At 40.5% G+C, this 24,261-nt stretch carries 17 protein-coding genes and 1 riboswitch; of the genes, 13 read left to right on the top strand and 4 right to left on the bottom strand.

Annotated features, from left to right (window positions below; all coding sequences use genetic code 11):
• Nucleotides 1-19 precede the first annotated feature (19 nt).
• The 11 genes from JYB65_RS01755 (at nt 20) to JYB65_RS01805 (ending at nt 14,513) form a co-directional block, all read left to right on the top strand.
• Entirely contained in the window at nt 20-391 is a 372-nt protein-coding gene (locus tag JYB65_RS01755) for a (2Fe-2S) ferredoxin domain-containing protein (protein WP_206580851.1), read from the top strand.
• Nucleotides 392-402: 11 nt separating this feature from the next.
• Complete coding sequence (nuoF, locus tag JYB65_RS01760; protein WP_206580852.1) at nt 403-2,193, top strand: NADH-quinone oxidoreductase subunit NuoF; 1,791 nt, start codon at nt 403-405, stop codon at nt 2,191-2,193.
• A 10-nt stretch (nt 2,194-2,203) separates the two neighbouring features.
• Nucleotides 2,204-3,949: an NADH-dependent [FeFe] hydrogenase, group A6 gene (locus tag JYB65_RS01765; RefSeq protein WP_206580853.1), complete on the top strand. Its 1,746-nt coding sequence runs from the start codon at nt 2,204-2,206 to the stop codon at nt 3,947-3,949.
• Between the two features lie 117 nt (nt 3,950-4,066).
• On the top strand, nt 4,067-4,360 hold the full coding sequence (locus JYB65_RS01770; RefSeq protein ID WP_206580854.1) for a putative signal transducing protein: 294 nt from the start codon (nt 4,067-4,069) through the stop codon (nt 4,358-4,360).
• Nucleotides 4,361-4,461: 101 nt separating this feature from the next.
• Nucleotides 4,462-4,665 (top strand): putative motility protein, encoded by a 204-nt coding sequence (locus JYB65_RS01775; protein WP_206580855.1) that lies wholly within the window; start codon nt 4,462-4,464, stop codon nt 4,663-4,665.
• Nucleotides 4,666-4,807: 142 nt separating this feature from the next.
• Nucleotides 4,808-6,232 (top strand): MocR-like pyridoxine biosynthesis transcription factor PdxR, encoded by a 1,425-nt coding sequence (gene pdxR, locus JYB65_RS01780; RefSeq protein ID WP_206580856.1) that lies wholly within the window; start codon nt 4,808-4,810, stop codon nt 6,230-6,232.
• A gap of 46 nt (nt 6,233-6,278) precedes the next feature.
• Complete coding sequence (locus tag JYB65_RS01785) at nt 6,279-7,577, top strand: aminoacetone oxidase family FAD-binding enzyme (RefSeq protein ID WP_206580857.1); 1,299 nt, start codon at nt 6,279-6,281, stop codon at nt 7,575-7,577.
• Between the two features lie 376 nt (nt 7,578-7,953).
• Nucleotides 7,954-8,037, top strand: a riboswitch (cyclic di-GMP riboswitch).
• Nucleotides 8,038-8,073: 36 nt separating this feature from the next.
• Nucleotides 8,074-9,813 carry a methyl-accepting chemotaxis protein gene (locus JYB65_RS01790; protein WP_206580858.1) on the top strand — a complete coding sequence of 580 codons (1,740 nt, stop codon included), beginning with the start codon at nt 8,074-8,076 and terminating at the stop codon, nt 9,811-9,813.
• A 352-nt stretch (nt 9,814-10,165) separates the two neighbouring features.
• On the top strand, nt 10,166-11,062 hold the full coding sequence (locus tag JYB65_RS01795; RefSeq protein ID WP_206580859.1) for a LysR substrate-binding domain-containing protein: 897 nt from the start codon (nt 10,166-10,168) through the stop codon (nt 11,060-11,062).
• A 158-nt stretch (nt 11,063-11,220) separates the two neighbouring features.
• Complete coding sequence (locus tag JYB65_RS01800) at nt 11,221-13,584, top strand: glycyl radical protein (RefSeq protein ID WP_206580860.1); 2,364 nt, start codon at nt 11,221-11,223, stop codon at nt 13,582-13,584.
• Nucleotides 13,585-13,592: 8 nt separating this feature from the next.
• The gene (locus JYB65_RS01805) at nt 13,593-14,513 is read left to right on the top strand and encodes a glycyl-radical enzyme activating protein (RefSeq protein ID WP_206580861.1); all 921 of its coding nucleotides are present in this window, start codon (nt 13,593-13,595) and stop codon (nt 14,511-14,513) included.
• A 119-nt stretch (nt 14,514-14,632) separates the two neighbouring features.
• Here JYB65_RS01805 and JYB65_RS01810 read toward each other — a convergent pair whose 3' ends face one another.
• Nucleotides 14,633-15,637: a YeiH family protein gene (locus tag JYB65_RS01810; protein ID WP_206580862.1), complete on the bottom strand. Its 1,005-nt coding sequence runs from the start codon at nt 15,635-15,637 to the stop codon at nt 14,633-14,635.
• A 148-nt stretch (nt 15,638-15,785) separates the two neighbouring features.
• Between JYB65_RS01810 and JYB65_RS01815 the strand changes: the two genes are divergently transcribed.
• Nucleotides 15,786-16,676, top strand: a complete 891-nt coding sequence (locus JYB65_RS01815; RefSeq protein ID WP_206580863.1) for a LysR family transcriptional regulator — start codon at nt 15,786-15,788, stop codon at nt 16,674-16,676.
• 131 nt (nt 16,677-16,807) lie between these two features.
• Here the strand turns inward: JYB65_RS01815 and JYB65_RS01820 are convergent, their stop codons facing one another.
• From JYB65_RS01820 to JYB65_RS01830, 3 genes are read right to left on the bottom strand one after another with little or no spacing between them, the layout of a single operon-like run.
• The gene (locus tag JYB65_RS01820) at nt 16,808-18,964 is read right to left on the bottom strand and encodes an AEC family transporter (protein WP_206580864.1); all 2,157 of its coding nucleotides are present in this window, start codon (nt 18,962-18,964) and stop codon (nt 16,808-16,810) included.
• Nucleotides 18,939-19,835 (bottom strand): ABC transporter ATP-binding protein, encoded by an 897-nt coding sequence (locus JYB65_RS01825; RefSeq protein WP_206580865.1) that lies wholly within the window; start codon nt 19,833-19,835, stop codon nt 18,939-18,941. The genes JYB65_RS01820 and JYB65_RS01825 overlap by 26 nt, the downstream gene beginning before the upstream one ends.
• The gene (locus tag JYB65_RS01830; protein WP_206580866.1) at nt 19,832-20,215 is read right to left on the bottom strand and encodes a GntR family transcriptional regulator; all 384 of its coding nucleotides are present in this window, start codon (nt 20,213-20,215) and stop codon (nt 19,832-19,834) included. The genes JYB65_RS01825 and JYB65_RS01830 overlap by 4 nt, the downstream gene beginning before the upstream one ends.
• Before the next feature lie 345 nt (nt 20,216-20,560).
• Between JYB65_RS01830 and JYB65_RS01835 the strand changes: the two genes are divergently transcribed.
• Nucleotides 20,561-24,133 (top strand): DEAD/DEAH box helicase, encoded by a 3,573-nt coding sequence (locus JYB65_RS01835; protein WP_206580867.1) that lies wholly within the window; start codon nt 20,561-20,563, stop codon nt 24,131-24,133.
• Nucleotides 24,134-24,261: the final 128 nt, after the last annotated feature.

Genomic DNA, 24,261 nt, shown 5'->3' on the forward strand with positions numbered 1-24,261 from the left:
TAGAAAGGTAAGAGAAAGAATGAAATCACTGGAAGAATTACGGGCAATAAGAGATAAAATGAAAAGTCAGATTGAAGTGAGAAATGAAGGCGGCTCACAAATGCGAGTTGTAGTAGGAATGGCTACTTGCGGGATCGCAAGCGGTGCCAGACCTGTATTAAATACAATTGCAGATGCGGTGCGCGAGAAAAATTTAGATCATATTGTTGTTACTCAGACAGGCTGCATCGGACTATGTCAGTATGAGCCGATTGTCGAGATCTATGAAACCGGTAAAGAGAAAGTAACTTATGTAAAGATGAACTCGGAAAAAGCTAGAGAAGTGGTTGAACAGCATATAATCCGAGGTCTTATCGTAAGTAAATATACATTAGATTCAACAGAACTGTAAGGAGGAAAGGTATGTTTCGTTCACATGTATTGGTTTGCGGCGGTACCGGATGTGCATCCTCCAGCAGCATGAAAATTATTGAAGCTTTTGAAAGTGAAATTGAGCGGATTGGGTTGGAGAAAGAAGTAGCAGTGATTAAAACAGGCTGCTTCGGGCTTTGTGCGCTGGGTCCGGTCGTATTGATTTATCCGGATCAAGTTTTTTATTCCATGGTTAAAGTGGAAGATGTAAGAGAAATCGTAGCAGAGCACTTGGAAAAGGGCCGAATTGTAAAACGATTGGTTTATGATGAAACACTAACGTCTGAAGGTGTAAAAGGACTTGCGGATACCAACTTTTACAGAAAGCAGAAGCGAGTTGCTCTTAGAAACTGCGGTTACATAAATCCAGAGGATATAGAAGAATATATCGGCACTGGGGGATATGAAGCGTTGGGAAAAGTCCTGACCGAAATGACGCCTGATGAGGTGATTCAAATTATTTTGGACAGCGGAATTCGAGGCAGAGGGGGAGCCGGTTTCCCAACCGGAATGAAGTGGAGATTTGCCTCAGGCAACCGCGGAAATGTTCAAAAGTATGTATGTTGTAATGCAGACGAAGGAGACCCGGGAGCATTCATGGACCGTTCCATTCTGGAAGGAGATCCGCACGTGATTTTGGAAGCGATGGCGATTGCAGGGTATGCAATAGGCGCAGACAAGGGATATATTTATGTACGTGCAGAATATCCGATTGCGGTGGAGCGATTGCAGATTGCGATCAATCAGGCAAGAGAGTATGGTCTTCTTGGTAAAAATATTTTCAATTCCGGCTTTGATTTTAATATTGATTTAAGATTAGGTGCAGGTGCTTTCGTATGCGGTGAAGAAACGGCCTTGATGACTTCGATAGAAGGAAGCCGCGGAGAGCCGCGTCCGAGACCTCCGTTTCCTGCCGTGAAGGGACTTTTTGACTCTCCTACGATATTGAACAATGTAGAGACGTATGCGAACATTCCACAGATCATATTAAATGGTTCCGAATGGTTTTCTTCCATGGGCACAGAAAACTCAAAGGGAACAAAAGTATTTGCATTAGGAGGAAAGATTAAAAACACCGGATTGGTAGAAGTGCCTATGGGAACAACGCTGCGTACTGTTGTAGAAGAAATCGGCGGAGGTATTCCGGACGGAAAACAATTTAAGGCGGCACAAACCGGAGGCCCTTCGGGAGGTTGTATTCCTGCGGAACACTATGATATTCCGATCGACTATGATAACTTAATCCAAATCGGCTCCATGATGGGTTCAGGCGGCCTTATTGTGATGGATGAAGATAACTGCATGGTAGATATCGCAAAGTTCTTTCTTGATTTTACGGTAGAGGAATCCTGCGGAAAATGTACGCCATGCCGAGTAGGCACAAAAAGAATGCATGAGATTCTTGAAAAAATCACATCGGGTCACGGTGAGTTAAGTGATATCGAGAAACTGGAAGAATTGGCTTACTATATTAAAGACAGTGCTTTGTGCGGGCTGGGACAAACTGCTCCGAACCCGGTTCTCTCCACACTTCGATATTTTAAGGATGAATATATGGCTCATGTAGTAGATAAAGTCTGTCCGGCAAAAGTTTGTAAAGATTTATTGACCTTTAGCATTATTGCTGAAAAATGCAGAGGATGTACACTATGCCTGAAGATTTGTCCGGAAGGAGCAATCAGCGGAGCATCCAAAACTCCTCATGTGATTGATCCGATGAAGTGTGTAAAATGCGGTGTATGCATCAATAACTGCCACTTTGGGGCCATCATTAAAGAATAGGGGAGGAAAAATGGAGAATATTATAGTTAAAATAAATGGAAAAGAAATCAGTGCTCCTGCCGGTTCTACCATTCTTGAAGCGGCTAAACTGGCACATATTGAAATACCTACATTATGTTATTTGAAGGACATCAATGAGATCGGAGCCTGCAGAATGTGTGTGGTGGAGGTGAAGGGTGCAAAAACGTTGGTGGCATCTTGTGTACATCCGGTCGCACCGGGTATGGAAATCACCACAAACAGTAAAAGAGTGCTGGATTCCCGTAAAAAGACCCTTCAGCTGTTGATGTCCAACCATAAGATGGATTGCTTTTCTTGCGGCAGTGCCGGGGAATGCGAATTGATTACCTTATGCCATAAGCTGCATGTAGATGACTCCACGAAATATGAAGGGAGCATGCCGGAAAGAATGTATGACGATACGGCTATCCACATGGTCCGAGACAGCCATAAATGTATCCTTTGCAGAAGATGCGTTGCCATGTGTGAGAAGGTTCAGGGGATTGGAATCATCGGACCGAACAGAAGAGGGTTTGATACGGTTATTGACACGGCTTTCTTTCTTGCGCTTGGCGATACAAGCTGTGTGAATTGCGGTCAATGTTTAATTGCCTGTCCAACCGGAGCGATTTCTGAAAAGGACCAGACAGAAGAAGTGTTTGCAGCTATTAATGATCCGGATAAGTTCGTTATTGTACAGACTGCTCCGTCGGTGCGTGTTGCCTTGGGCGAATTATACGGTATTCATATAGGAAATGAAGTAGAAGGTAAGATGGTTACTGCGCTTCGAATGTTAGGCTTCGACAAAGTATTTGATACGGACTTTGCCGCAGACCTGACCATCATGGAAGAAGCAACGGAGTTCTTGCATCGTGTGAAGGAAGGCGGAAAACTGCCGTTAATTACGTCTTGCTCACCGGGTTGGGTAAAGTACTGCGAACACTACTATCCGGACATGATCGAGCACTTATCTTCCTGCAAATCTCCGCAGCAGATGTTCGGTGCAATTACGAAAACCTATTATGCGGAAAAGATGGGCATTGATCCTTCCCGGATTGTCAGCGTAAGTGTAATGCCATGTACGGCAAAGAAATTTGAAAAGACCAGACCGGATCAAGATGCATCCGGTTTCCCTGATGTAGATATTGCTATTACAACAAGAGAACTTTCCAGAATGATTAATAAGGTTGGCATTGACTTTGTTAATCTGCCGGATGAAGAATTTGACAATCCTCTGGGTGACTCCACGGGAGCCGGTGTCATCTTTGGAGCAACAGGGGGTGTAATGGAAGCTGCCCTTCGGACAGCGGTAGAAACCTTAACCGGTGAAGAATTAAAAACGGTTGACTTTAAAGAGGTGAGAGGAACGGACGGCGTGAAGGAGGCAACGTATCATGTGAATGATATGGACATTCATGTTGCAGTTGCTTCAGGTCTTGGCAATGCCAAAATCTTGATGGAACGAATTAAGTCCGGTGAAGCCAACTATCATTTTATTGAAATTATGGGCTGTCCGGGAGGCTGTGTAAACGGTGGAGGACAACCAAGACATTCTGCGAAAATAAGAAACCAGTTTGACATCAAAGCTCTCCGTGCAGGGGCATTGTATGGCTTAGATTCATCTAAATCACTTAGAAAATCCCATGAGAATCCATCTATAAAGAAGATTTATGAGGAATATTTAGGGGAACCGGGCAGCCATAAAGCGCATGATATTTTGCATACGACTTATATAGAGCGAAAAGTGAATAAATAGGTATTAAGTTAAAGCCTTTCTGTACGATAAAAATAGAAAGGCTTTATTTTATTGATTTTAATAGATTAAAATATGGTATAATATCAGATATAATCTTTAGAAGGTAAGGGGAGTTTGATGGGTATATTCAGTAATAAAAATGATAAAAAAGAAGAATGGCGTGACGGCGTCTTTCTTTGCACGGCGAATAACAGCTTTGAGGCCGACATCATTGAATCAAAGCTTAGAAGTGAAGGGATTCCTTGCCTCAAGAAATATGAGGGTGCAAGCAACTATCTAGAAATCTTTATGGGATCCAACAGCATGTTTCCAATTGATATTTATGTGCCGGAAGAAACACTGGAAGACGCAAAGAATATTATCGTTGCGGTTCCTTTAGAAGACTGCGAACCGGAAGAGTTTGAAGAATAAGAACAACCTTATTGATTTCAGCAGAATATTGGTATATTATGTATTTATCAATAAATGAGAACCTATTGTAAGCATTTTTGATTAGAAAGGACGTGAAACGAATGGATGTTACCTTATCGTCTTTCATGGCGCCAAATCTTCAATCACTCCAACAAACCTTATCGATGTCGGTTACTAAAATGGCGATGAATTCGCAAACAACTGTTGCAAGTGAAATGATTTCGGATTTTACTCAAGCTGAAGCTGCATCGACTGCTTCTGTTCCGGCAGGCGAGCTGGGACATCATTTAGACGTGTACGCTTAGTGTGAATTGCGAACAAGGCGGCTGCATTCGGAGATTTAAATATTTCTATGCGGTCGCCTTTCTTGGTTTATAGTGCACGAAATAGGGGCCGTGATAAACGATATAAACTGAAATAAAAACCTATTTTGAGGGGAGTGAAGCCATGAAGGCCATCATACCGGCTTTTGACGAGCAGTCTACAAGGCCGCTATATTTACAATTATATGATTATATCAAACAGCAAATATTGCTTGGAGAGATGACCAATGATGAGAAATTACCCTCATTAAGAATTTTATCCGAAAGTCTCAATCTGAGTATTACGACAATCAATTTAGCCTATAGCCAGCTTCACGTAGAAGGATATATTTACAGCAAACCTCAATCGGGCTATTATGTGAGTCCTATTTCTCATGCAATGGGATATGCGCTTAAGGCGGATATCGGGATGCGTGATGCCGCAAAGGAAGTCTATTCCCTTTTTCCTTTTGATGTGGGGAAAAAAGATGAATCAGCTACCATGCATTACGATTTGTCCTGCTTTGATTTTAATAAATGGAAGAAATGTTTGAACAAAGTGTTGACGGAATATCCGCATTTACTGATGTTTGAGAGTGAGCCTCAGGGGGAATTGGCTTTAAGATATGAGATTTCCAAGTATATCTATCGTTCAAGAGGTGTTATCTGTAATCCGGAACAAATTGTAATCGGAGCCGGTACCCAGCAGATCACCGGACATCTTTGCCTGATTTTATCCAAACTGGGTATTAATCACGTGGCAGTGGAAGAACCGGGGTATTTACCCGTAAAAAATATATTTCGTGACAGGGGTTTCGTCATGACACCTGTGGATGTAGATAAGGAAGGAATTCACATTTACAAGCTGCCTACCAACATTAAGTCTGCTGTATATGTCAGTCCTTCTAACCAGTTTCCTACAGGGGCGGTGATGCCGATAGGAAAACGATACGAGCTTCTGGATTGGGCAAATCGCAATGACAGTATTATCATTGAAGATGACTACGACAGCGAATTGCGTTATTTCGGAAAGCCGGTACCTGCGCTTCAGGGGCTGGATACAAACGAAAGGGTGGTCTATTTAGGCTCCTTTTCATCAACACTGTTTTCCTCCATAAAGATCAGTTATATGGTGCTGCCTGAAAAAATGGCCGGTCTATTCCAAAGCATCAGCCATGATTATACGCAGACTTGTTCTAAAACAGAACAATTGACATTGGCTTTGTTTATGGAGCAGGGCCTGTATCAAACCAACCTCAAGAAACTGCGAAATTTGTACTCACAAAAGCTGCAGAAAATTATCAGTGTCATTAATAAACACGGACAAGGGTTTATCAAACCGACCAATACAACTTCCGGCATCAATATGATTATTAACGTGAGAAGCAAAAAAACGGCGGAAGAACTCTGTCAAGAGGCAAGGGAGTTTGGGGTTTCCGCCATGCCGGTTTCTATTTACGCAGATGAACCGCTGGGAGATACGGCGGCGTTGATTTTTTATTACAATCAAATTCCGATGGAAGAAATTGAAAAGACCATAAAGCAGCTGATTGAAAAATGGATCGGATAGTGTTTAGCAAGAAGCTTTGGACAGAGAATGGGTGAAAGGAAAGAATGTGGAACAAGAAAATGTAGTTGATGTGATTGTCGTTGGCGGCGGTGCGGCCGGATTATTTTATGCCGCTGCACTTGGCAGAACTGTAAACGGAGTCCTATTGGAGAAAACAAAATCTGTAGGGAAAAAGCTGTTGATGTCAGGTGCCGGTCAATGCAATCTCACGCATGGGGGAAGTATCAAGGAGTTCTTAGGACATTATGGCGATAAAGGAAAGCAGCTTCGAACCGCCTTGTATAAATATAATAATCATTCCGTGATGAACTTCTTTGAAAGCAATGGCGTTCCATTGTTTGAAAGGGAGGACGGGAAAATCTTTCCGCGGTCGTTAGATGCAAGAGAAGTGTTGGATACCCTTGTGCGATGCGGTGAAAGAAATGGGTTTAAGATAGATTATCATTGCAATGTGGAAAGAATTGAATACGACGGACAGGTATATACACTTTTTTGCGGGTCCAACGGCACCGATAAGGGAAAATCGAATACGTACCGGTCTAAAAAAATCGTGATCGCCACAGGGGGCTGTTCCTATCCTACGACGGGTTCAGATGGAAGGATGTTTGACGTTCTCAAAAAAATGAGGCTGGATATCGTCTCTCCAAAACCTGCATTGGTGCCTGTCTCTGTGCAGAATTATCCTTACATGGAGTTGTCCGGTATTTCTTTTCCAGAGGTGAAAGTGACTGTTTATGAAGCCTCAGGAAAAGACTTGGGAGTTTCCAATACACCGAAGAAGCTGCTGGAATATGTGGATGATTTGTTATTGACCCATACGAATTTTTCCGGTCCGGCAATATTGAATATTTCCCGCGCAATATCGACGGGAAATAGTTTGTCCGTCAATTATTTGCCGGAGAAAAGACCTGAAGAACTGCTTGCTGAAATGAAGAAAGCGGTATCCGGCAATTCAAAGCAAGTCGGAACGTTCTTGGCGGAATATGTAAACGCTATCGATCCGAAAAGGCAATTGCCAAAGCGGTTCATCGAACTCCTTTGTCAGCGTGCAGGGATTGAACCGACACAGAAAGCTTCCTCCTTGACAGGAGATCAGATGAAAAAGATCGCCTCTTTGCTGACTAATGATAGGTTTTCTGTGAGCGGAACAGGCGGATTTCAGGTGGCAATGACAACAGCAGGCGGCGTTTCGCTGGAAGAAGTAGACCTGAAAACCATGGCGTGTAAAAAATATCCGGGATTATATATTATCGGCGAGGCATTGGATGTGGACGGCGATACCGGCGGATATAATCTACAATGGGCCTTTTCCAGTGCTTATGTGGCTGGGATGGGTGTAGAATAAAGAATAGACTTTTAATTAGAGAATTTGAAGAATTTTTTTAACTAGATTAAAGTTGATAATAGATAAGTATATTGAATAGTAAAATACGTTCTCAAGCAAAATTCCACATATTTCGTGTGGTCTTTTTTGTTTACATCCGCCCAAGCTGGGTAAATTTTCTATATCAACATGGTCAATTGACAGTGAATATCTTGGCAATTTTTTTAATTTATAATATTTAGTTTCAGCTAACGAAGCAATGAAAGCAACCTATCCGGCATCACAATAGTGTTGATATTTCAATTAAATGAGTTGATTGAGACCGAAATTTAAAACAAATAGACAAACTATATAGTTAAATATTGCCATAGAATTTTTTTAGTGTTAAGATAACTTTTAAGAATAAGGGGATAATGAAGTACATATTGTATTTGGGCATCTTAATATGTATGGAGTCAGTGATGCAACCCACCATATCTTATAATTTGACAGAATTTGAGTAAAGGGGAATGTACCAATGATCAAGAAAGCAACCATCAAGACAAAGCTAGTGTTTTTTTTCGGGTTCCTGATTCTGATAACGGTCCTTATACAAGGACTTGTATCATTTGTTGAACTGACGAAAGCCCATAACTCAGCAATTGCAGCAGAGCAGCAAAAGTTTGACGCGGTGATAAAAACTAGTGTTGAAAGCCTAATCAGTGTATTGGATGTAAACCACCAACGATATGTAGACGGTGAGATAACACACGATGAAGAAATGGCAGCCGCTAAAAAGATTGTACGTGATACCAGATATAACGGCGGAGACGGATATTTCTGGGCGGATTTAGAAGACGGCACTTGTATTGTACATATGAACGCCAAATATGAGGGTCAACAACGCTATAATGTAAAAGACTTAGAAGGAAACTATTATATTCAAAATGTAATCAAAGCCGGTAATCAAAAAGGCGGCGAGTTTACGGAATTTTATTTCACCAAACCCGACAAGGAAGGCAGCTTTAAGAAACGAGCATTTACGGAAAAATATGAGCCGTATGGGTGGTATATCAGTACCGGTAATTATTATGAGGATATCGAAAAAACGATCAGCCACTATCAGGTGGCCAAGCAGATTTCTTTAATCGGCATTCTGATATGTGGTATTGTTATGGGCGCATTGGGAATCGTAGCGATGACTATTATGGCTGGGCGAATGACAAAACGCTTAAAGATCACTACTCAACGCTTGGCCTTGCTCAGTCAGGGGGATTTACATTCGCCGGTTCCCGAGATAGCAAGCGGAGATGAACTGGAAACCTTGTCTTTGGCGACGAAACAAACGGTTGACAACTTAAGCAATATTCTTCATGATATCGATAACACGATGAAAAACTTTTCCGATGGGAATTTTATTTTACAATCCAAAGCGGATTATCAGGGTGATTTGTCTGGCATTAACGATTCTATTCATAAGTTTTCCGTTAATATTTCAAGCACCTTATCTCAAATCAATACTTCTTCGGATGAAGTAGCACGTGGATCTGATCAAGTGGCCGCAGGATCACAGACATTGGCACAAGGTGCTACGGAACAAACAGCGGCTATACAGGAATTGTCCAATTTTGTAAGTGATATGACGGTCAACATTCAACAGACTTCTAAAGATGCGGAACAAGCGAAGAAGATTGCGGATGAAGCCAGTGCCTCTTCTTCTCAAGGGAAACAGCAGATGCAGAAAATGATAGAAGCCATGGATAAGATCAGCTATGCTTCCAGTGAAATCGGAAAAATCATTAAAACCATTGATGACATAGCATTTCAAACCAATATTCTGGCTTTAAATGCAGCGGTTGAAGCAGCACGTGCCGGAGAAGCCGGCAAAGGCTTTGCCGTTGTAGCCGATGAAGTTCGAAATCTTGCGGGTAAATCGGCGGAAAGTGCAAAAAACACATCTGAACTGATCGAACACTCGATGACTGCAATTTCCAACGGTACGTCAATCGTTTCCGAAACAGCAGAGTCTTTAAATGATATCATTTCAAGTTCTGAAAAATCTTCGGAAGTGATTCAGCATATTGCAGATGCAGCTATTGTGCAGGAAAAGGCGATTGAAGAGGTCAACTCCAGACTTACACAAGTATCTGAAGTGATCCAGTTAAACAGTGCCACTGCGGAAGAAAGTGCCGCATTAAGCGAAGAGATGTCGGCTCAGGCTGCGATGTTAAAAGAACTGATCCAACATTTCAAATTTAATGAGGGAGAAGTAATGTAACCGTGGAGCATGGTTATAGATAATAAAAGCCCGCCGAGGAGTATAACCTCGGCGGGCTTTTATTCAAGTGGAGTGACGAAGCCACATTTATATATAAAATTTGTAATTTGTACGGCTATTCATTATAATGAAAAAAAGTTAGTGTAAAGCTTCATCCCATATGAAGCCAGGAACTATTAGAATTATTAAAACAGGCAGGGTTTTCTAAAGTAGAATTTTTTGGGAGCTTTAAAAAAGAAGAATTTAAGCCGTTAGAGTCGATGCCTTTAATAGTGATCGCAAGCAAATAAAGAGGTATCGTGTTGCTGTTTCTGCAAAATGGTGATAATTGCAGGGGAAGAAGGAGAAACGAATGGATACTAAAAAATATGAAGTTTTACTCCATACCATCGATAAAGGAAGCTTTATCAAGACCTGTGAGGACATGGGATATACCCAGTCCGGCATTACCCACATGATGAATAGCCTGGAGAATGAGATTGGGTTTTCGCTTTTGCAAAGAAGCAATAAAGGAGTGCAGCTGACGCCGGAAGGAAAGCAGGTACTCCCTACGATACGGGAACTGGTGAAACTCAACGATAAACTGAATCAGGAATTTGATCTAATTAAAGGACTGGAGACCGGTAAAGTTCGGATCGGCAGCTTTGTTACAGTGGCCAGTGTTTGGCTGCCGCGAGTGATTCAGACTTTTCAGGAAAGATATCCAGGTATTCAAATTGAACTTTTCGAAGAAAACAGTATATGGCGCTTGGAGGAATGGCTGCAGGAAGGTTTTATCGACATATGCTTTTTCAGCAAACAGCCTTATCATAATTTTGAATGGATTGACTTGAAAAAAGATCCGTATTTAGCGGTACTGCCGGCGAATCATCCTTTCGCAAAACTGAATCAGGTACCGGTAGAGGCTTTTGTGGGAGAATCCTTTCTCATGTTTCGGTCTTTAGATGGGCCGGACCGGGATATAAGCAGATATTTCGAGAGGAATGGAATACCGTTAAAATCTAAGTACTCTTGCAGTTCGGATTTTTCCGTTGTGTTTATGATCGAACATAATTTGGGAATCAGTATGATCCCCGAACTGATCTTGGAGAAAATTCTTCACAGCCAAATCATCAATGTGGTGACAAAACCGTTGTTTCCTCATGTATATCGTCAGCTGGGATTGGCCGTTCGTTCTTTTCAAAATATTTCTCCGGCTATGGAACGATTTATCAAATGTACCAAGGATGTTTTGCTGGGGGAGGAATAGAAACAGTTGAAAAAACGTTAGTATTAAAAATACTAATAATCAATATGAAGAAGACGCGTTTTACTAAGTAATCGAAATTTTAGTAATATTATGATAAAGAGAGCATCTGGAGAAACATATCTTAAATCCCGTGTTTAATTGAGAGGAGAATCTTTATTATGATGACAGAACGCGTTAGAAAGCTAAAGCAAATACAAAATAGTGTAAAGCCAAGCTTGAGTGCAGAAAGGGCAAGGCTTGCTACGGAAGCTATTGAACAATATGCAGCAGAGCCTCCGGTACTTCAAAAAGCCTATATGTTAGCGCATATTTTGAAAAATATGACGATCTTTATGCAGGAAGGCGAATTGATTGTAGCGAATCATACGGATAAGCCACGCTGTGCTCCGGTTTTCCCGGAATACAATTCAGAATGGATTATAGAACAAATTGATGATTTTGCAACTAGACCAAGTGACCCTCTTGTATTGCTGGAGGAAGACAAAAAAGAATTACTTCAGATTTTGCCTAAATGGAAAGACAGAAGCTTTGACCAAATAGTCGCACGGCATTTGCCTGAACACACAAAAAAATCGGAAACCAGCGGTGTCTTTACAATCGGCAATAGAGATTGCGGAACAGGGCATCTTACCCCAGACTACTACAATCTTTTAAGGAACGGATTAAATTACTATAAAGAAAAGTGCCGGAAAAAAATTGAAGAGACAGAAATTGACTCTCCTGAAACACAGGCGAAGGTGGATTTCTGGAACTCCGTTATTATTACCATTGATGCAGCAGGCGAATTGGCAAAACGTTACAGCGAATTAGCAGCTAAATTAGCGGCAGAAGAAACGGATTCAATCCGGAAACAAGAATTATTAGAAATCAGTGAAGTCTGTAAAAATGTACCGTTAAACCCAGCAAAGACCTTTATGGAAGCCGTACAGTTTGTATGGTTCGTACACATTATCATCAGCATTGAGGCAAACGGTCACGGTACTTCATTCCACCGATTTGACCAGTATATCAATGATTTTTATGTAAAAGATTCAGCCGAAGGACGTATCACAGAAGAAAAAGCGATAGAAATCTTACAATGCTTCTTTATCAAGGTGACAGATATCATCAAGCTTCGTGATAAGTTCTATAGTGAATCCTTTGCAGGATATCCGATTTGGCAGAATATTATTATCGGAGGACAAACAGCAGACGGAAAAGATGCAACCAATGAGACTTCTTTCTTAGTTCTGAAAGCGAACCGTGGTGTTCAGACTTCCCAGCCTACAGCTTCTGTACGTTACTTTGACGGCATTTCAGAAGAACTGATGGAAGAATCATTAAAAATGATTCAGGAAGGATTAGCTACACCGGCATTCTTCAATGATAACTTGGTTGTGCCGATGGTTATGGAGAAAATGGGAGCATCTATCGAGGAAGCAAGAAACTGGGGAATCCAGGGTTGCGTTCAGCCATGTGTAGCAGGATGCTCTGATGGTCGTCCGACTGTAGGATACGTAAATCTCTTGAAGTGTGTAGAACTGGCTCTACATAATGGTGTAAATCCAGTGGATGGTGAACAGCTTGGACCAAAAACAGGAGAACTTAGCACCTTAGATAGCTTAGAAAAATTGACAAAGGCATTTAATACACAAATTGATTATTTTGTAGATTTAATGCTAAAAGGCTTTAATGTAGTAGGTTCTATGCATGCAAATCGTGAACCGGTATCCTTTGCATCCATGACAATTAATGATTGTATTGCAAAAGGAAAATCGGTACAGCACGGCGGAGCCAGATATTCCGAATCCGGAGCATTTATTTGTGGTATCGGAAATGCAGCTGATGCATTGGCCGCCATTGATACTTTAGTATTTAAGAAGAAAGTATTTGATATGAATCAGTTGATGGATGCATTGCATTCAAACTTTGAAGGAAAAGAAGACATTCGTCTTACTCTTTTAAATAAGGCGCCAAAGTATGGAAACGATGATGACTACGTGGACGCGATTGCAGCCGGCATTGTTAAACACTATAGCGAAAGCTTATCCAGATACCGTGATTCCAGAGGCGGAAAGTATGTCGTTGTAGTAGAATCTCAGTCCATGAACGTATCTCAAGGAAAGTGTGTTTTAGCTTCTGCGGACGGAAGATTTGCCGGAGAAGCATTGAACGATAACTGCTCTCCTGTAATGGGAAGAGACGTAAGCGGTCCGACAGCAGCTGTTAAATCCGTTGCGAAACTGGATCAAAAGAATGCAAAGGATGGTTGCTTATTTAATATTCGATTTGAACCTAGAAGCATCCAAGGGGACAAAGGCCGAGAAATCTTAAGAAGCGTGGTGCAGACCTATTTTGATAATATGGGAGAACATATTCAAATTAACGTCGTAAACAATGAAACCCTTAGAGCGGCTCAGAAAGAACCCGAAAAATATCGTGACCTCTTAGTGCGTGTAGCTGGATACCTTGCTTACTTTACTGAACTGGATAAAAATGTACAGGATAATGTAATTTCAAGAACAGCGCATACACCAAATTAGTGGATAACATGAATAAGGTCAACTATATAGGAGGATTGCAACGTTTTTCTACGGAAGATGGCCCAGGCATACGCACAACGATATTTTTTAAAGGGTGTCCCTTATCTTGTGCGTGGTGCCATAATCCGGAATTGTTCAGTGCATCGTTTTATCTTCACTACAAAAAAAATAAATGTATTGTATGCGGTCATTGTATAGGAGTCTGTCCTGTGAATGCCATATCCGCAGGAGATCATGAAATTGTCATCGACAGAGAAAAGTGTATAGCATGTAGAAAATGTATTGAAATATGCTGCTCTGGCGCATTATATACAAAGTCCAATGAATACAGTTTGGAGGATTTAATCGCTGAAATTGAAAAGGATAAAGAATTCTTTGATCATTCAGGCGGTGGAATCACTTTAAGCGGTGGTGAAGTTTTAGCAAACAGCGAGTATGCAATTAACGTGGCGAAAGAAGTGAAGAAGAGAAAGATATCTGTAGCAGTTGAAACAAGTGGATTTGGCAAATACGAAGAGTTACATGCATTAGCAGAAATCTGTGACGATATTCTCTTTGATATAAAGCATATGGATTCAGAGCTGCATAAAAAGTATACAGGTGTTTCCACAGAAGTGATTCTGAATAACCTTGAAAAACTTGCTACAGATCTGAGTATCCGAAAGAAAATAACGATTCGAGTACCATTTATTCACAAGGTTAATGACAGTGAGGAAAATGTGGAACGGCTTTGCGATTTCATGATTGCACATGGACTAAAGAAAGTAAACGTTTTGCCTTATCATAATATGGGCATATCGAAAAGCAGAGAAATAGGGATTGAGCAGGAAGAATTTGAGACCCCGCCTGATGAGGTATTGATGAGGACAAAAGAACAATTCCTGAAAAGAGGCATACAGGTAGAAATTCTCGGCATGGCGGATGAATAACAAGGCCTGAATTTCAGAAAAGAACGGTATCAGAAATAAATAAGGCAGGAGAGAATACTCCCGACAAAGTATAGTTGAAGGGAGTATTTTCGTAATTCCGTAAAAAAGAGAAATGAGGATTACCACATACCCAATAGCTTTTGCATCCCTAAGCTGACCGCAGAAATACAGACCCAGCAGCACAGCCCCAGGAGTATCGGTTTGCCGCCTGTTCGGATGAGTTTAATGACATTCGTATTTAAACCGATGGCAGACATCGCGATAACGATAAAAAATTTACTGATCTCCTTGATGAGAGCCGTTGCTTCAGCGGAGAGCTGGAATACGGTTGTCAGAACAGAAGCCATCAGAAAGTATAAAATAAAACGAGGAAAGATTGTAAAAAGACGGATGCTTGAATCCGAAGTCTTTTCTTTTTTTGCTCGCCAACAGGCTAAACAAATCGTAATGGGCAGGATAGCGAGCGTTCTGGTCAGTTTTACAATTGTTGCAATATCCAGTGCATTGCTTTGATGCAGCTCGTCCCATGCACAGGCCGCAGCCGTTACGGAGGACGTGTCATTGATGGCTGTACCTGTAAACAAACCGAAGCCTTCGGTCGACATGCCTAGAATACCCCCCAGAGTTGGGAAGAGGAGAGCGGCGATGACATTAAAAAGAAAAACGACTGAAATCGACTGTGCGATTTGCTCCTCGGTTGCTCCAATCACGGGGGCGGTAGCTGCAATGGCAGAACCGCCGCAAATAGAAGAACCTACACCGATTAAAGTAGAGATAGTGGAATCGATTGCCAGCAATCGATAGAGCATGTGGGCGACAATCAGGGAAACTGCAATCGTAGACAGGATAATCGGAAGCGATTGCTTTCCTATTGTAAATATAACGGACAAATTCAGTCCAAAACCAAGCAGAATAATTGCAGATTGTAATATTTTGGTGGAAGCAAAAGAAATACCGAGTTGAAAAATTTGCTTTGATTTCAAAACTGGAGCGACCATCATACCGATGAGAATTGCAAAACCCGGTCCGCCGATAATAGGCAGGTGTTTTCCCAGTAGGGTAGCCGGTATTGCAATCCCTGTGCATAATAAAATTCCTACACTACTTTTCTTGATGCTTTTCATTGTTTTTTCATCCTTCTTATCAAATTTACCTCCTGAGTATAACAAATCCTATTGATAAAGTGAAATTATGATATATTATATTTATATAATAATTTTTTATAACGTAGGCTTTTTTATATTACGCTCGAAATGGTCAGGAGGAGAACAGATGTTGGATTTTCGAACAGAGACGTTTATAACAGTATGTGAAATGATGAACTTCACGAAAGCAGCGGAAAAATTGAATATTACCCAACCTGCGGTATCTCAGCATATTCGTTTTTTAGAGGAAAGCTATCAGGTGAAATTATTTGAGTTTTCCGGAAGGAAAATGAAATTAACCGAATCAGGGAAAATGCTGTTGAATGCTTTCATTACCATGAAGCACGATGAAAAGATATTGAAAGATCGGTTGTCAGATAGTCTGCATGAGAAAAAAATAAGATTTGGGGCCACGTTAACTGTCGGTGAATTTATTCTGCCGAAACAGATTACCAGATATTTAAAGTCGCATCAATCCGTTCAGTTAAAGATGCTCATTGCAAATACCGGTGAATTATTAACGGAATTGGAAGCTGGTAACATTGATTTTGCAATTGTAGAAGGATATTTTGCGAAAAGTGAGTATGATCACAGGCTTTACTCGAAGGAAAAGTATATTGCTGTTTGCGCCGCTTCTCATTCATTTCAAAATAAATCCTTGGAATTAAAAGATCTATTTGAGGAAACGTTGATTGTGCGGGAAGAAGGTTCCGGAACGAGAGAAATATTGGAAAGAGAAATGGAAAGGCAAAATTATACCTTACGGGATTTTAAGAACAGAATAGAAATCAGTAATCTAAACACGATAAAGTATCTCACGGCAGAGAATTGCGGTATTACGTTTCTATATGAAGCAGCAGCCGAAAAAGAGCTGGAAGAAGGGCGATTGAAGAAAATTGACTTAGAGGGTCTTGATATGATGCATGATATCACGTGTATTTGGAGAAAAAATAGCTACTTTTCTCCATATTACGAAGAGCTGCTTCATTTTTTAAGACAGGAAAGAGCAGTAAATTGATGAAGAATAAAGTAAAGCGCCTATCCCGCCGAAAAAGGGTTAAGCGCTTTATTTTTATTATATAGGAGCTATCGCTTGTGATATGGGCAGAGCTTCATCAGAAGCTGCGACTAAATACGAGCGAAGGAGAGTTAAAAGGCTTTTTTGATAAAAGCAGGCACAGTTTGATCGGTATAGTAAATATCTCCGAAAGAACTTTCCCCATAATTGCTATTGTTATCAAAAGAGTTATCCGGTTTATTTTCCCGTGCGAAGGTAATGAAACCATGATAATATTGATCGTAGTTTGTACGATCCGTACAATATGAACTCAAGATTTCTTGAATCTGAGCCTTATCAGTAATGACTACCTTTGGTTCGATAGACTCATCGAGACTTTTCGCTTGTTCTGCAGATAGATTTTTATAATATTTGTCTTGCTCTTCCTTATCATACTTATAGAAAGTAATGGATTTTACAGAGGAAGGGTTGATCACGAAGGTGGATTCATATCTATTCTCCTTCAGCCAACCAAGGGTATTTGTATCCGACTGCAATACTCTCAATTCAATGGAATTATTGACCAGTTTATCATCTTCAGAGATCATTTTATAAGAGATAGTTGCCGTTCCGTAAGCGTGTAAACAACTGATATGCTGCTCAAAGGTTCTTGCTTGGAAATCCTTATCGAAGCAGGACAGTAACTCGTTTATTTTAGACGGATTCGAAATATTGATTCCAGGACGGTCATATCCAATGCTGTAAAACTGATCTTGTAAATTGATCGAGACAATTCTTTCATAATTTAGATTGCTCATGGAGAAGAAGTCTTTAAATTCCTTGGATTCAAAGAGTTCTTTGCAATACGGATTGCTTGCAATAAGGCCATAATCTAAATGATACGAACGTTGCATCCCAAGAGGGAACCCATTGATATAATTGATAAATATGGTTTGAGAAAGTCCATTGTAATCGGAGTCTTTGAGTTGGACTTTGCTGTCAATAATACTGCTATGTAACTGTGTGATCGCCTTGATATTCTGCGGATCTTTATAATAAAATTGATCCGACGGATTCTGATCCTGCTTATCTTCTTTTGTTCTGGAATTGAAGACACTTGGACTCAATCTTCCCATATCATTGAAATCATTAAATGTAGTGGAATAAACGCCTTTCACTGTAGAAGATGCAGGGACTCTGTCCTCAAATCCGCTTAAATCCAATGTGATGGACGTTACAAAAATAATGGCCAGGATGGCATATATCCCAAAGTTTTTGAAGCTTTGTTTGTTGAAGACCCGGGGAGTCTTCATAACAATCATACGGCCCAGTATAAAGAATATTATGGCACCTGCAATCAGGCCGCTGTACATATAGCCCTTGCCTTGTTCGGAGTCAAGAGAGGTAAAATAAAATCCGACCAGCGACATTCCAAAGAAGGCAATGAGATAATTAATAATCGGAATCATAAAGCTAAATACAAGCGAATCCGATGTGCGTTCAAGTTTTCTTTTTTGATACAACATTCCCGACAAAGCGAAAAGGACTACCGCATTTAGAATGTAATAAATTTGCAGTCCAATCGGGAAATGATCTTTGAAGGAAAAAACCTGAAGATAAGGACTGATCGCAGTAAGTATCTCTTCCCAATTTCCGTTGCTGGCAAATCCAAAAAGGTATGTATAGCAATAGACAATGAACGTACCGTATAATGCCGGAACGAGAAAATTAAAGCCAAAGGCTGCTGCCAGATGCATGATAGAATTTCCCGTAACAAGTCCGGCGAAGACGGCAATGGCATAGATCACCAAGATGATAATGAGGGAATGCCAAAACCAGCTGAGCACATCAATCCTTGAAAAGACGTTTTCAGCATTAGCAGGAATGATATAGCCGTACGCGAAATAGGTTGGCTTTGCAATAAGCAGCAATATAATTTCATTGACCGCAATTGGAAGTATGGTTAATATCAGCCCGGAGACGACACTGCTGTTATACAGGGTTGCTCTTGTAAATGGCATGGCGTGCATCGCAGTAACAGAACTGGCTGCCTGTAAATATCGGAATACAATGACGGCCGTAATGATAGGCATTATCAGGTGTATTGCCATATAAAAAGGCTGCTGGTTCGTTAAACACATTTGAATATAGTCGGCCATATCGTTGATATGAGAATAAGACATGAGTATCGGTACGGCTCCGGAAAGAAAATACATCAGAAAACTAATGACCGGAATGGCCCAGAATCTTCTCAAGTTTTCTTTTACCAAAGGCAGCGATACATTAAAATAAGATGCCTTGAATTTCACTGTCTACACCTCCTAACTCATAAATAAATATTTCTTCAAGGGAGAGAGGAAGCATATCGAATACAACCGGATGGTTCTTTTCGATTACTTTCTCCACATCCTCTTTCTTGTTTCGGATGATTAGCAAATCTATCGTTCCTCTCGCTTCTTGATGGAGAACGTTTAACCCTTCGTATGGATTTTCAGGTCTTTCTTTATAAGCAACCTGTATTTTATGAATATCTGATTTCAGCTCATCCAAATCCCGTTCCATCACCATGTGGCCTTTCGACAGAATTCCGATGGAATCACAGATCCCTTCCAATTCTCTAAGGTTGTGAGAGGAAACCAGCACGGTCATTTCCTTTTCGGCCACATCTTCTACGATATATTTCCACACTAATTTTCGGATAATAGGGTCTAATCCGTCTATCGGTTCATCTAAAATCAGATAGTCGGGCATGGTAGACATCGTTAGGATAAAGGCAGCCTGTTTTTGCATCCCTTTGGAAAACCTAGCGAGCTTTCGCTGTTCATCCAGTTTGAATTGAGAGACCATGTGCGCATAACGCTCTTCGTTCCAATTCGGATAAAGCTGCTTATAAAACTTAGACATTTCCTTCAAATTATAGGTAGAGAAGAAAAACAAATCATCCGGGATAAATCCCATCTTTTCTTTGATTTTCTGATTATCAAAGACTGCTTCTCCTTCAACTGTAATCTGACCTGCATCTTGACGGATAATGCCCGTCAGGTGCTTTATAATGGTTGTTTTACCGGCACCGTTTGTACCGACCAAGCCATAGATGGAACCTTTGTTCACATGAATATCTAAATTGTCGAGTGCCTTAAACTGCTCAAAACTTTTCGTCACGTTTTGAATCAAAATCATTTTTTGTCACTCCTTTCTTCAAGCAATTGATTGAGTATTTTCTGGGTTTCTTCATAAGAAATACCTAGAAAATACAGTTCGCGAATGTCGTTGCGAATCCGCGATTTTATCTCTTCCAGTAAAGCTGGATTGATTGCGTTTTCTTTCGGTACTGCTACAAAAGTGCCAAGTCCTGTTACCGTATAAACATATCCTTGATATTCAAGCTCTCGATAAGCTTTTTGAATCGTGTTAGGGTTTACGGTCAGCATTTTAGATAAATCTCTAACTGAGGGGAGTTTTTCTTCCGGTTTCAAAATTTCTGCAATCATCAATTCCTTGAGGTTATCAACTACTTGCTCGTAGATGGTTTTTCTACTTTTTAAGTCGAGTTGAAACATATATCATACCTCCTTTATTCACTACTCTAATTGCATAGCAATATAGTGAGATGAGCCAACTGGCTGTATAATCGTACGATTAAAGGACCTGTTGCTTCCTGTTGACAGTGTACTATCTGAAATAGTACACTGTCAACACATTTTATCATAAAAAATAAAAACGGTTAATAATTTTTAAAATAATGGCATATAAAAACAGACAAAGGCATTCCTGCGCGCAATCCAATTTTTTGTAAGACAGGAGCCTGAAATTGAGTTATCGTTTTATGTATATTGGAATTTTCAAGGACGAGTGATATAATTATAAGATTAACCAATCTATCAAAGTAAGTTTGATGGGATGATATGAGAGGCTATTCAGTTTCATGGATAGCATTCTACAATCATATGCTAAAATTTAAAGATGAGATGACAGGATTAGAAAGTATGAATATAAGGGATATAGAGAAACTTGCATCCAGTGATAAGACCTTTGATAAAGGGAAGGCCTATTTTTTGACGAACAAAGTAAAGATTACTGAAAAATATAGGGATGAGGATGATGAAATGGAATGCTATTGTGCTTCAGTGGAGGGCAGTAAGAGCGAAGAGTACGTTGTCACCCTTGATTTGAACCGGGACGGAAAAATTATAGATTATTCCTGTAATTGTCCGGCAGCAGAGAACTATCCGGGAGCATGCAAGCATGCCGTGGCTACGCTGTTTAAGGTATGGGCTCTCAATGAGAATTCAGCCATTGCAAGTCTTGTGGACACAGCAGGTGACAGCTATAAAAGCAGTCCAAAATCAAAGCGTTCCGGTTTAAAGGGTTCACCGTCTCCTGCAAGAACCCTAAGTAAGCCTCTTTCGGATAGAAATACTCAACGGTTAATAGATCTTTATGCTGCCAGAAATATTTTAGCGCTGCAATCAGAGACAACAGCCGATGAAAAAGTGAAACTAATACCGAAGTTGACGGTTGGCAGGAACGATGTGGAATTATCGTTGACGGTCGGCAATGCTAAAATGTATGTGATTAAAAATATAAAAAACTTTTGTGAAAGCATGCAAAATGGGGAAGAGGTTGAGTATGGAAAAGAATTAACCTTGCTTCATCACCCAAGCTTGTTTGATGAAGAATCACAAGTGTTGCTTTCGTATGTCTTAGATCGATATGAGGAGATTGAAAGCTACAAGGGACAAGGGTATTATGACGTCAATTTTGGTTATGACAAGACCAAACGGTATATGCGGCTTGGTCAGGGAAATATAGATCTTCTTTTGAGCATTATGAAAGGAAACTGCCTCCAAATAGAGGGCGTTGAAAGCGTTGGATATCCTGCCTATAAAAGTCGGGAGAGCAGTAACAACGAAAAATGGAAAGAAAAAAGAGAACGTTCGTATAGAGTGATCGAATATACACCTAAAATTGATGTGGAGATCGAACGAAAAGAAACCGGTGAATATAATATCAAGGGACAGACCTATGATTATATTTTAGGAAAGAATCATCTCTATCTTTCTCATGGAGATGAACTGTGGTGCTGCGATAAAGAGTTTTCTTCACAAATGAAGGAATTTATTGAGATTTTACATGCAGGACAAGGGACGTTAAACGTGGTGGAGAACGATATGGCAGAGCTTTGTGCCAATGTGATTCCACAGATTCAGGGACATGTCAATATGCAGGGGAGTGAGGATATTCTAAATGATTTTATGCCTGCACAGGCGGTCATTAAAATATACCTGGACAGTCCAAGCAAGGATACTGTCACAGCGAAGGTTCATTGTGAATATGAAGAGGGAATTCTCTTTGATGTGATGACAGAGCAGCAGACGTTTCATGATTCGGGCGTAATTTTAGGGCAAGCGGCAAGTGTGGCACAGGCAGGGAAAATTATACGTGACAGGTTGCTTGAAAATAAGGCAAAAATATCGGTATGTAAATATTTTGATGGATACGATCAAAAATCAGGCCTGCTTTATTTTGCGGGGGAGGATGAACGCATTTACAACTTTGTAAATACAGCAGCGCAGGAATTCACTAAAATAGGAGAAGTATTCACGACAGAAAAATATAGAAGGATAGGAAATGCAACATCGCCTAAACTGTCTGTTGGTGTAAAATTAGAAAGCGAACTTCTTAAAATTGACTTTGACTTGGAGCAATTTGATATACCGGACCTGATGGAAGCATTACGCCAATATAAGCAGAAGAAAAAATACTATCGATTAAAAAATGGTTCTTTTATTGATTTGAATGAGGAAGGTTTTCGTGAGCTGCTTCATTTTGTGGACGAATTTGGGCTGACTAAAGCGGATTTGGAAAAAGGGCAGGTAAACATGCCGAAGTACCGGGCTCTGCTCTTGAATAGCGCGCTGAAAAATGCTGCAACCATAAAGTTTGAAAGGGATGGGCATTTTAAAAGCTTAATACGAGGAATGAACGCGATAGAAGATAGTGACTATGAGATTCCAGCGGTGTTGGTTTCTGTACTGAGAGATTACCAAAAGGATGGATTTCGATGGTTAAAAACGATGAGCAGCTACGGATTCTGTGGTATTTTAGCAGATGAAATGGGCCTAGGTAAAACCTTACAGATTATAGCGCTGCTTGAGGATGCACGATGTAACAGGAAGAATGAACTGCCGGAAATTCACATGGATCAGACTGCGACAAGTTTAAAACGATTTGCGATAGTCGTTTGCCCGGCATCGTTGGTTCTAAACTGGGAAAAGGAAATCATGCGCTTTGCGCCGGAGTTGTCCACTATTACGGTAATTGGAACTTCTCAGGAAAGAAAAAAGAGAATACATTCAATAAGCGATTTAGACGTAATCATCACTTCGTATGACTTACTGAGAAGAGATTTAGAACACTATCAGAACTGCAGTTTTGACTATTGCATTCTAGATGAGGCACAATATATCAAAAATCAATCTACCCAAAATGCCAGAGCGGTAAAGATGATTAACAGTACACACCGCTTTGCATTGACCGGAACACCTATTGAAAACCGATTAAGTGAGTTGTGGAGCATTTTTGACTTCCTCATACCGCATTATTTGAGTTCCTATAATAAGTTTAAGGCGGACTATGAAACAGCTATTGTAAGAGAAAAGGATTTGAGAACGACGGAACGCCTGAAGAGGCAAGTTTCGCCTTTTATGCTTAGAAGATTGAAGAAAAACGTTTTAAAAGAATTGCCGGAGAAAAATGAAACGGTTATTTATGCGAAGCTTGAGGGTGAACAAGAGAGACTGTATAAGGCAAATCTGGCAAAGGCTAAGACGGAAATAAGCAAGGAGGTGGCAGAAGGCGCATTACAGTCAAACAAACTAACTGTTTTGGCATTGCTTATGAGATTAAGGCAGATTTGCTGTCACCCAAGCCTTTGCTATGAGAACTATACGAAAGGGAGCAGTAAGTTAGAAGCATGCTTAGAATTGGTTGAAGAAGCACTATCAGGAGGACATAAAATCTTAGTGTTTTCTCAGTTTACGTCTATGCTAGAGATTCTTGAGGCGGAACTGAAAAAAGTGAATATTGATTACTATAAGCTGACAGGCAGCACGTCAAAAGAGAAGCGAGCGGAAATGGTTGAACAATTTAATCAGGAGGACGAAGAAGGTGTTTCTGTATTCTTGATCTCACTGAAGGCAGGCGGAACGGGACTGAACTTAGCTGCTGCCGATGTTGTTATCCATTATGATCCATGGTGGAATGTTGCGGCACAAAATCAGGCCACAGACCGGGCACATAGGATAGGCCAGAAGAAACATGTACAGGTTTATAAAATAATTGCAGAAGACAGTATCGAAGAAAAAATTCTAAAGCTTCAAGAAAGTAAAAAGGATTTAGCAGACGTAATCATTACTGAGAATGAAGCGCTGATAAGCAGGATGACGGGGAAAGATTTGTTAGAATTACTCTCCTAATGTTTATATAATGGCGGTATATTTAGAGGAATTTGAGGGGATGATTATGAGGAAATTGGAACATAACATTATAAATAAGCCGGCAGTCAATAGATGGACGATTGCAATCGTATGCTTCTGCATGGTAT

The organism is Clostridium aminobutyricum, assembly GCF_017255415.1.
Lineage (GTDB): Bacteria > Bacillota > Clostridia > Peptostreptococcales > Anaerovoracaceae > Aminipila > Aminipila aminobutyrica.